We start from the raw sequence: 11,169 nt of genomic DNA on the forward strand, positions 1-11,169 counted from the left end.
TGCTCTTTGTTCAAGGCCCAGATCACGCCGTCGAGACCGCGCCAGCGGCTCAGGCTTTGCCACGAGCTGAAGCGGCCATCAGCGAATTTGGTTTGGGTGCTGCCGCCCCAAAACAGGATCGTGTCGTGGCCTGCGAGCCATAGTTTTTTGTCTAGCTCGGGCACGATGGCGCTGATCTGATCGGGTTCGCCGACGACCAGCAACAGGCGGACTTTGCGGCGCCAGAAATGGCCATGGTTATCGCGTAGGTGTTGCCGTAACTCAGGCAGCGAGAAAGACGACTTTTTTGGAAGCACTGGATTCGTATCTGCATGGGGAAAAACGTGGTTTGCCACTCCCTGCTCACGGTGACTTAGCCGTTTGAGGTACATCAACAAACGTGGGTTCAGATACCCAATCAAGGCGATGGCGACGATCAGCAAAAAAGCCAACAGCTTATGGTGGTTTTCCACCAACCCTAACCGGCCGCCATACTCCCAAATCACTCCGCCAAGCGCCGCCAGAAGTGAGATAATCCAGACCGCCGCGCCTCCGCGACGCCACCCATTGCTCCAATTTTTCATACCAACTCCCTTTTGGTCACAGTGCTGATCCAGTGCCGTGATTTCTCTTTGGCCAACAGCAATAGAGGCTGTTGTTGATGCAGAGCCATTTCCACTCCCTGAGCCGCCACCAGCCAATGACTGAATGGTCCCGTAAGCCCGCACAAACGCGCCTGGACCCACTGTTGTTCTAACGTCAACGAAGCACCATTAGCGCCACCGATTGCGTAGATTTCATTGATCACGGGTTGCCAGCACTCACCATCCGCCAACAAGCCTGACGCAAGCCGGGCGCTTGTCTGGGTTTGAAAAAACAGTGGTAGCTCGCTCTGTAGCGTTGTGATGCTCAACGGCATCGGGCGTAGAATTTTTCCCCGCACCGGTAGATCCCAAGCGCAGGCGAGCTTGTCTGGACACAGCAACAGCGCTGCCAATCCGTCTGAGTACGTCGACTCGCCGTTGACCTGCAGTACCAGGATCAACTCAAGGGCAGCACTGCCGGTCTTCAGCAAATCTTCGATCCACTGGAAGGACAATTCATCAGTCAAAGCGACTGCCGGCGGTTGCGCGTTACGCGTTGCGCTGGCCCAGACCTGCTGCCAGGTATTGCGCAATGCGTCATATTGGCCAGGTGCGGCATCATTCAACAGGGTGACACGCAGCTCCTGCTCTGCCGGCAATGCCTGTAGGGCTCGCGCAAGCGCTGGTACCAATAATTGCAGTCCTGCCTGCGCTCGATCGTCCCCCGAAGGCAAAGCTGAGATACGCTGAGCTTGTCCTGAATGATTTAATGCATCGGGAGAGCCTTGCATCAGTAACTTCGCGGAGACTTGATTGGGCAGCAATACGCAGCTGGCGTGAACCGCAAGAGAACGCTGCGCCCAGTTTTGCCAGGACTCCTGCGCAATCAGCGCCTCCTCCTCCAGGAATTGGTAATGACTCAGCGCCGAACCGTAGGCATACGCTCGGGCACTGAAGATCAATAGCCAAATGAGCAACGGCGCACTGGCCATCACCCAGATGTTGAGCGCCTGCAATGGAGGCACACGCTCGGCGGCATGCAACAAGAACAACACCACACACGCCAGCACCGCCACGCATGCCGCCAAAAACCATCGGCCCAATACAATGGGCTCTGGCGTTTTCCTCACGTCGGGCGCCTGACGATCCCAGCCCATGTCTTAGCCCGCCACGCAATCTGTAACGCTGGCAATCATTTGGCATCCGTATTTAAAGCAACTGCCTTCGCCCCCCAGAGCAACCGGTTTATCATTTACAATCGTATTCGAAGAAGCCGAGATCACTTCTCCACCGTGAATTGTCTCATTGACCAGCAAAACAAATCCTTTAGACATCACTTTTCCCCTACTTCATTAATCCAACCATTAAATAATCAACGGGCGATTCAAAATTAGTTACAACATGCCCTCACGACTAACTCTCCACTGCTCGAGCAGAAATCCTCCGAACTCGAACAACCGTCTAAATATCGGCCGTCGTACAATCATTGGAGCACGATGGTGGTCTCCCCGCGGGTGACTGGCGGAGAACTTGAATACTTGCTTTTGTGGGCAAACCATCACCACATTCGTTTGGGAAATTCGGCTTTGCGCACTGGATGCACCGTTTCCGGCAACGGTTTCGTGCGCCCGTTGGGTTCGCTCAAGTCTTGAAAGACCTGACCGTCTTCACCGACCAGTCGATAGAAGTACGTCGGCAATTTATTGCCCCATTCGTCCGCAACGACGTAGCGACCAAATCCTGGTTTTCCGGGCTCGGGCAGCCAATCAGGTAATAGCTGTGGGCGGCGGTCTGGGCAGTTGGCATAACGCCAAGAATCGAAGCAATCGGCGGCGCGTCCAGTGCGAATGGTTTGGAGCCTCAAGAAGTTCGGGTGCCATTTTCCATCGGCTACGGTGGTGCCATCGGGATAGGAGAATGCGGTGTAGTTGCCCTCTTTTTTCTCCTTCGGTTGTTTGGAGTAAATCGTATAGTCCGAATGCAGGACAGGTTCGAAAAATACCTTACGGGCTTGTAATGCCTGATATTTGAGATAAATGCCGCCCTCACCTTTAAGGCTGACACGTTTACTGTATCCACCTAAGAAAGCCTCTTTTACCCAAGGGTAGTAATCCTTCTTGATCGTCAAATCTCCTTCAACCTTGATATCCGCGCCGCCTCGTGGCGAGTTGTTATGGTCGAATATCACAACCACACCGCCTCCCCCTCCTGCGATTACGTTCTCGCCAAAGCGAGCCGGATCGGCATAGACAACGCCAAAGGTCACATTGGCCAGATGCCATTTGCACGCGCCACCACCATCTTTGGGTAGCACGACTTGATAAAGATCACTCTGCCCCAGACGTTGAAACTCCTTGTAAACGGAATTACGACCGTCCTGCTCAACGCGCTGGCCGCTGGCCCCCTGATTGATATGTTTACAAGTAGCGGAGCGATACATCACCCACATGGTTTCGGTTTTCAGTTCCTTTGGCAGTTTGACGGTCACGGTTATCTTTTCGCTGTCCGCGGGCGGCGCCAGGCTATAATCCTGACTGCAACCACTGAGGCTGAAAAACAGGCCGAATAAAATGACCGGCATCCTGTGGAACATGGATTTGTCCTTTGTCACACCTTGGGAATTAACCATCGGTTTTTTCGTAACAAGTTTGAATATCGGCCGTCGTACAAACATTGGAGCGCCATGGTGGTCTCCCCGCGGGTGACTGACGGAGAACGTGATCACTTGCTTCTGTGGGTAATCCATCACCACACCCGTTTCGGAAATTCGGCGTTGCGCACTGGATGCGCGCTTTCTGGCAACGGTTTCGTGCGCCCGTTGGGTTCGCTCAAGTCTTGAAAGACCTGACCGTCTTCGCCGACCAGTCGATAGAAGTACGACGGAAGTGTATTGCCCCATTCGTCCGCAACGACGTAGCGACCAAATCCAGGTTTTCCGGGCTCGGGCAGCCAATCGGGCAGTAATTGTGGGCGGCGGTCTGGGCAGTTGGCGTAACGCCAAGAATCGAAGCAATCGGCGGCGCGTCCAGTGCGAATGGTTTGGAGCCTCAAGAAGTTCGGGTGCCATTTTCCATCGGCTACGGTGGTGCCATCGGGATAGGTGAATGCGGTGTAGTTGCCCTCTTTTTTCTCCTTCGGTTGTTTGGAGTAAATCGTATAGTCCGAATGCAGGACAGGTTCGAAAAATACCTTACGGGCTTGTAATGCCTGATATTTGAGATAAATGCCGCCCTCACCTTTAAGGCTGACACGTTTACTGTATCCACCTAAGAAAGCCTCTTTTACCCAAGGGTAGTAATCCTTCTTGATCGTCAAATCTCCTTCAACCTTGATATCCGCGCCGCCTCGTGGCGAGTTGTTATGGTCGAATATCACGACCACGCCGCCTCCCCCTCCTGCGATTACGTTCTCGCCAAAGCGAGCCGGATCGGCATAGACAACGCCAAAGGTCACATTGGCCAGATGCCATTTGCACGCGCCACCACCATCTTTGGGTAGCTCGACTTGATAAAGATCACTCTGCCCCAGACGTTGAAACTCCTTGTAAACGGAATTACGACCGTCCTGCTCAACGCGCTGGCCGCTGGCCCCCTGACTGATATGTTTACAAGTAGCGGAGCGATACATCACCCACATGGTTTCGGTTTTCAGTTCCCTTGGCAGTTTGACGGTCACGGTTATCTTTTCGCTGTCCGCGGGCGGCGCCAGGCTGTAATCCTGACTGCAACCGCTGAGGCTGAAAAACAGGGCGAATAAAATGACCGGCATCCTGTGGAACATGGGTTTGTCCTTTGTCACACCATAGGAATTAACCATCGGTTTTTTCGTAACAAGTTTGAATATCGGCCGTCGAACAAACATTGGAGCACCATGGTGGTCTCCCCGTGGGTGACTGACGGAGAACGTGATCACTTGCTTCTGTGGGTAATCCATCACCACACCCGTTTCGGAAATTCGGCGTTGCGCACTGGATGCGCGCTTTCTGGCAACGGCTTCGTGCGCCCGTTGGTTTCGCTCAAGTCTTGAAAGACCTGACCGTCTTCGCCGACCAGTCGATAGAAGTACGTCGGCAATTTATTGCCCCATTCGTCCGCAACGACGTAGCGACCAAATCCCGGTTTTCCGGGCTCGGGCAGCCAATCAGGTAATAGTTGTGGGCGGCGGTCTGGGCAGTTGGCATAACGCCCGACGGTGAAACAATCGCTGGCGCGTCCTGTGCGGATGGTTTGTAGTTTCAAGAAGTTAGGGTGCCATTTTCCATCGGCCACAGTGGTGCCATCGGGATAAGTGAAAGCGGTGTAATTGCCTTTTTTCTTTACCTTCGGACCGATCGAATAGATTACGTACTCGGAATGTAGAACAGGTTCAAAATATACTTGCTGCGCATCCAATGCCTGATACTTCAGATAAATATTGCCCTCGCCTGCCAAACGGATGGTTTTTTTGTACGGTCCTAGACACTCCTCATCAACCCAAGGGTAGTAATCCTTCTTGAGTTTCAAGTTTCCATCGACTTTGATATCCGCGCCGCCTCGGGGTGAGTTGTTATGGTCGAATATCACAACCACACCGCCTCCCCCTCCTGCGATTACGTTCTCGCCAAAGCGAGCCGGATCGGCATAGACAACGCCAAAGGTCACATTGGCCAGATGCCATTTGCACGCGCCACCCCCGTCTTTGGGTAGTTCGACTTGATAGAGATCGCTCTGCCCCTGACGTTGAAATTCCTTGTAAACCGAATGATGACCGTCCTGCTCAAGGCGCTGGCCGCTGGCCCCATGACTGATACTTTTGCAAGTAGCGGAGCGATACATCACCCACATGGTTTCGGTTTTCAGTTCCCTTGGCAGTTTCACGGTCACGGTTATTTTTTCGCTGTCCGCAGGCGGCGCCAGGCTGTAATCCTGACTGCAACCACTGAGGCTGAAAAACAGTGTGAATAAAACGACGGGCAGCCTGTGGCGCATGGGTTTGACCTTTGTTGCGTTCATGGGCTTAACCGTAGGTTTTCTCGTAATAGGCTCGCGGGTCAGCGATGGCATTGAACCGCTGTAGCGCTTCTGTACCGCCTTCGGCCTGTTGCGTTACCGCCAACGCTTGGTCAACCAGCTTCTGTAATTCCAGGAATACGCTGTTGCGCTCGTACTCATCCGCAGGAATGGTGGCGTAGTTGTCCTTCATCTGCCGTTTGAACTTGTTCCGCTGGACCTGGCGCTCCAGTAACGGACTGCGCTCCGGGTCGAGCGATTCCATCAACTGATTGTGTATATAGGGTTGGTACTGCGACATGAAGTGATCGCCAATACTCAGCATGCGGCCTATATCCGGGTGACTGTGGCGCGGAAAGAATCGGGCACGGCTCTCGGCGCTCAGGGACGTGATCAGACGTTCCTGGGCCTGCTCGGCCTGTTTGTCTTCGGCCGCGCTCAGGCTTGGAACCAGATACAACTTGGCCATTTCCTGCAACTTCACCGTGATGTTACTGCGATAGGGTGCGCCGTCCGGTTTGCGGTAAGCGGGGTATGGGGTGATTGCCTGCTCCCGGTGCTGCTCGGCTCTAAGAAACATGGCGAGTTCGCCGTGATGGCTGAACGGATCGCCGTGTTTGAACAACGTAGTGGCCAGTGCCCGGCCTGAAGACCAGCTGAAACCCATGACTGTCCCCATTGAGCCGTAGACGTCGTAAAAATGATTGTCCAGAGCCGCTTCGGGGGGCACACGGGGGACGAGGTCGGTGTCGTTGACATGGCGGAAATGCCATAGCTCGCTTAAGGACTGAATGGCCTTGAGGGTAAAGGTGCGCGGCATGCCGTAGGTATATAGCAGCGGATTGCGGTCTTTCAGTGAGGCGGCGTGGACAAGACCAAGAGCCCCCCCAAGACTATGACCGCATATAAAAAGCTCTTTATCTCGGGAATGTACAAAAATCATGTCCCCAAAATCCGTTGCGTAAATCCTCCTGGCTATTTCAAACGCATCACGAAACCCCAAGTGCACGCTGCCCTCCGGAACCAGATCAGCACAGGGCACCTTCGGCTCGCAATTGGCCGCCACCTCCGGTTTCACCGGACGAAAAGTCAAATCGGTGCTCAAGTCGGCCAGACCATTCATCTCGGTGCCACGCCACGCCACCAACACCTGGGAGGCACTGATGGCATAAATCAGCTGGGTGTGGCCCTCCGGCTGCTCTGCCTTGGCGGTGTCCAAGGACTCGACCGCTGTATAGCGATCGCGAAAGGGAACGTCGGTCACCAGACATGGCCACGCCTGACCGTTATCCCAAACCCGAGGTGTGCGCGACAAATCCAGGCATTGCTGCTCGAACAGCTCCTTGACCGAACCCCGTTCGTTTTCTGGCCGATTGCTGTAAGCCAGAATGCTCATCAGCCCCAGGTTGTAAGCATTGGCCAGGCTGTAGTCAGCCTGGTGGTGCAGCGTCAGCGACCAGGCGCGAAATGGGCAGACCTCCAAGATATGACGATGATCCAGTTGATCATCACCCAAGGTAAAGCCGCCGAATGACCGGTCCGGAAAATGGAAAGCCGGAAGCAGCTTCGGATCAGCCAAGGGCGGGTCGAAAGTAGGTTCTTCATCGCACAATTGGCCGATGCGCAGGTAGTGGTAGCCATGACCGGCCGCAAGCGCCTGTTCCTCGATCGGCGAAAAGCCCGAACGCTGTGGCCCATACAGCGGAGTGTGGTCACCCGGGGCAGGACGAGGTGGCTCGGGACGTACGGCACGCAGGCGGCGACTCTGCATCTGCTCGAGCAGCGGGGCGGCCTCGATCTTGAGTGTGATGGCCAGCGGATGCAGGCCGTCAAGGCGGATCACGCCTTGAGCATCGCTCTGGCCAGCGTATTCAGAAACATAACCGGTACGGGTGGCCTCATTAATCGCCCGATAGGGCATGTTCGCGACGGGCTCACCCAGTTCATCCAGTAATTGGAATTCCACCCAGTAATCTTTCTGCTTGCCACACGTAACCTCTTTGAAAGGGTTGAGCGTATCCGTACAATGAAGAGTATTGTTCATATAAATCCCTTTTAATACTTTGACAAGACGGTAATTACCGCGCACCTACATGTAACTTGACGATTTCTTTTGCAATTTATTTTACTTGCCTGTAGTGGAAGGATCATATTCCCCTCCATTGCGCTGAGTGTCGCAAGCAGGTATTACCTGCCCCCCCATCAGCTGCACGACTATATTGGTGATATTCGAAGCCATCCTTCAATTTGCTGCCAGTACAAAATACGGCTGCATAAGCGTCTCTTGTCTCGTATGCACCGCTCACTCGGAAAACATAGGTTTTATTTTCCTCAAGCGTTAATAAACTGGACCTTACATTACGATCCAACTCATACCCCCTTGGAACCTCTCCAAAAACGACGCACTCTCCCGGTTTCAATATAAGGGGTTTTACACCCTCCTTAAGTGAAACTGCCCAAGAGCCTGGATTGCGCACATAGCTCTCCGCCAATGAAATCCAGCCCACCGGAAAGTCTTCTTTTGCATCTACCGGCAAGCAAATTGCAGGTTGACCTTTAATGGTTTCAATATTGGCATCCGCCATAAGTCCAAACGATGTAGCGTGGACATAGCTCGCCATGGAGCCAAAGACCCACAGAGCCATAAAAATTAAATAGGCCATGTTCATCTCGCCTAGACTGGCAGATTTGATTTATCAGCGGGATTATTCAAAAACCCTTCAAGCGTTGACGTGAGCAATTCTGGGCTTTTCGCATAATTAGCACTATTCCAGACAGCGTGGGCATCACCAATGACACAAATGATGAAGTAATCAGATATGATCTCGCCTTGCTGCTCCATGTTGTAACTGGACAGCGCTCTGTACCTGGTTAAAGCATATTCATATGCCGCAGCGCCACGACTACTAACCGTAAGTCCGGTTTTCTTGACCGGATAGCCCAGTTGGTATTGCCATACATGGGTCATCTCATGCATGAATAGAGCTTTATGTCGATTGTCGCCAGTATTAGAGAAGTCATCTCTATAGTAGTGGGTGCTCTCAGGAAAATACATCTCTCCATTAGGCGTCACAGCCGTATTCTGAAAACCAAAAAACACCCACCATCCACCGTGATGAACTTTGACCTTGCTGTAATCCACGGCACCTTTAAACACGGTTCTGGCCATGGCGATTTCTCCAGACGTCAACGAACGCTTTTTGCCCTTGGGCAGTGGAACGACCTGCATGGAGCTGCCCACGTTCGTGTCATTGGTGCTGATGTTTTCGGACGTCAGGTCAATCTCCAGTGGGGCCTGGGTGCCTTGCGCCGCGCAACAAAATGGCGCTGGGTTCTCAGGTGGAAGCAGTGATAACCGGGTGATCCGCGTCGGCCTTTCGGTAACGATGCGTTGCGTGTAACCCTGCGCATCAGTCACGCCTTCGAGCGTGCTGCCATCCGCCAGCGTGGCCGCATATTTCAAGTTGCAGGCCACCAGATCCCCCGGGCCAACGACGTGAAGTTGTTCGTCATAAACCGCGGGGTTTGGAAACTCGATTTTCAGCTCACCCGGCAACAAGGTATGCACACTCATGGTCTGGCCATCCTTGTCCGTCACCCCGCTAAACACTTCCCCTTGTGGTGTGGTGATTCGATAACGCCTGAACGGCCGTGGCCCCCCCGCTTCATCGTGCAGTATGTAGCCGGCGGAGTACCCCGTAGGTAGCGCTGTGGCCGGAGTGTCCCCGCTGGCCCCGCCCATAATTTGTACAAGGATGGTCTTGAAGAGGATGCAGCCGGGAGGAGCGCCCAGTTCGGCCTTGCCGTCCTTGAGGGACAGATAGCTAGAGCCAGACTGGAGCAATATCTCTTTCGGGGAGCTGATTACCACGCGACCGTCGAGACTTTCGATCTTGATGTCGGCCTTGGCCAGGGCGTGCAGAAGGTTGTCCAGGGCTTGCAGTTCGACCTTGCCGTGAGCCGCCTTGAGTTGCAGGCCCTCCTGTTGCGCAAACAGGCTGACGCCGCCTTCGGCAGTGGCAGTGATGTCGTGACCCGCGCTGAGGTCGACGTTGTGCGCGGCCATGATACCCACGCTTTCAGTCCCGGACGCAAGGCAGACCGCTTTCGGGCTGAGCACGCCGACACCTGCTGGGGCATGCAACAACACGCCGGGTTCTGCCAATCCATTGAGAGCCTGGTTCAGACGCTCTTGGCTTGCGGTGTCACCCGGCGTCACTTGCCCGTTACGGGCAGCCTGCGCCAACGAGCGCGCCAACGACAGCGCGCTTTCCAACTGACCGATGGCGTCGCTCATGTCGAGTTGCTCACCCTGCGCCTTGGTCTGCTCATCCGCACTGACGAACAACCCTTTGCCTGCGCGAATGGCGCCATAACCATCCGTTCTCAGCTCAAACCCTTCCCCCCGTTTCTCCTTCCGGGAATCCACCAAATGCCCCAGATTCAGCTGACTCTTGCCGCCATACTCGGTACTGAGCTTGAGGTGCTCCTGCCCCCGCAGGTCTTCCATGCGCAGCTTGTTGTTCGCCGGTGTACGCAGCACATTGCGGGTGTGGTCGCGCCTGCGCAGGGTCACGGGGTCCGGGTGTTCGCTGTCGTGCAGGGCGTGGGCGATGTAGGGGCGGTCTGGGTCGCCTTGCTCGAAGGCCACCGCCACTTCGGTGCCGGTCAGCATTGGCAGGTGCAGGCCGTGGGTGTCGCCGCCGTAAGGCCGGGCCAGGCGTAGCCAGGTGCTTTCCTGGCCGGGTTTCCAGGTGTCGCGGTCGAACAGGAAGCGCACCCGGTAGCGGCCTTCGAGGTCGATTTCGGCGTAGCGGTCGTTGCGCTCGGGGCTGCTCAGCCGGGCTGGCAGGGTGCCGGCGATGATCGGTTTGGGCGGGACCTTTGGGCGGAAGCAGACCATCTCGGCGTAGGGAATGGCTTCGAAATGCACTTCGATGTTGCGGTCGCGGGCGGCGCGGGTGCGCAGGCTGGTGATCACTGCGCCGGGGGCAAAGGCCTGGGGCGCGCCGGCGATTTTCAGCACCTGGCCCGGCGCCAGGGTGGCGCTGCTGCTGGCGCCGCTGAGATGGGTCTGGCTGTTGAGGTAGCGCTCGTGGCGCAGGCGCGCGTAGAAAAAGCCGCTTTCGCTTAGCAGGTCTTCGTCTTGGTCCAGTTTGTCACCGAGCACGCGATAGGGTTCGGCGTAGTGGTAGGCCTCGCCGTAGGTGCTGGTCGTGGTGCCACGGGTCTGGTCGACCTCGCCATCGAGAAAGGCGCGGGCGTCAAGGGCGTGATAGGCGCGAAAGTTGATGGATTTTTCCACCACCTGGTGGCGGGTCTGCAAACCCCACACGCCGTCCTCACCGCTGGCGAAGCCAGCCGGTGAGCGCAGTGGCAATTTCACGCCAAACTGGTAGTGGCGCTGGTCGTCGTGGAACTCGACGACGTCGATCCGCAGGCGGTCGTCATGCGTGAAGCGGTACCAGATGCCGACCTCGGCCAGCAGCCGCTCGATGAACGCCAGGTCGCTTTCGCCGTACTGCATGACCTGCTCGCGCCGGGGGTATTCGCGCACCAATTGGAACAAGAAGTGCTGGCCGAGGAAATCGTGGCGGCTGCGCAGGATGTGCTCGACG

General features: G+C 55.4%; 8 protein-coding genes and 1 pseudogene. All 9 read right to left on the minus strand.

Translation table 11 applies throughout. The features are described from left to right. A pseudogene (locus tag QLG10_RS29010) lies at positions 1-563 on the minus strand (type VI secretion protein VasK); the annotation flags it as partial. After that, positions 560-1,720 (minus strand): hypothetical protein, encoded by a 1,161-nt coding sequence (locus QLG10_RS29015; RefSeq protein ID WP_110755343.1) that lies wholly within the window; start codon positions 1,718-1,720, stop codon positions 560-562. The gene QLG10_RS29015 and the pseudogene QLG10_RS29010, both read right to left, overlap by 4 nt. Positions 1,721-1,723: 3 nt before the next feature. Continuing rightward, positions 1,724-1,897 (minus strand): hypothetical protein, encoded by a 174-nt coding sequence (locus QLG10_RS29020; protein ID WP_282488439.1) that lies wholly within the window; start codon positions 1,895-1,897, stop codon positions 1,724-1,726. Between the two features lie 224 nt (positions 1,898-2,121). Continuing rightward, complete coding sequence (locus QLG10_RS29025; RefSeq protein WP_282488440.1) at positions 2,122-3,309, minus strand: hypothetical protein; 1,188 nt, start codon at positions 3,307-3,309, stop codon at positions 2,122-2,124. Further along, complete coding sequence (locus tag QLG10_RS29030) at positions 3,309-4,343, minus strand: hypothetical protein (protein ID WP_282488441.1); 1,035 nt, start codon at positions 4,341-4,343, stop codon at positions 3,309-3,311. Before QLG10_RS29030 ends, QLG10_RS29025 begins: the two co-directional genes overlap by 1 nt. A 152-nt stretch (positions 4,344-4,495) precedes the next feature. Next, positions 4,496-5,554, minus strand: coding sequence for a hypothetical protein (locus tag QLG10_RS29035; protein ID WP_282488442.1), 1,059 nt, complete (start codon positions 5,552-5,554; stop codon positions 4,496-4,498). Positions 5,555-5,558: 4 nt separating this feature from the next. Next, positions 5,559-7,595 carry a lipase family protein gene (locus tag QLG10_RS29040; RefSeq protein ID WP_282488443.1) on the minus strand — a complete coding sequence of 679 codons (2,037 nt, stop codon included), beginning with the start codon at positions 7,593-7,595 and terminating at the stop codon, positions 5,559-5,561. A 103-nt stretch (positions 7,596-7,698) separates the two neighbouring features. Continuing rightward, entirely contained in the window at positions 7,699-8,214 is a 516-nt protein-coding gene (locus QLG10_RS29045) for a hypothetical protein (RefSeq protein WP_282488444.1), read from the minus strand. An 11-nt stretch (positions 8,215-8,225) separates the two neighbouring features. Further along, positions 8,226-11,169, minus strand: a 2,944-nt coding sequence (gene vgrG, locus QLG10_RS29050; protein WP_282488445.1) for a type VI secretion system Vgr family protein, incomplete at its 5' end; no start/stop codon positions are given.

The organism is Pseudomonas sp. V98_8 (assembly GCF_029967975.1).
Classification (GTDB): Bacteria; Pseudomonadota; Gammaproteobacteria; order Pseudomonadales; family Pseudomonadaceae; genus Aquipseudomonas; species Aquipseudomonas umsongensis.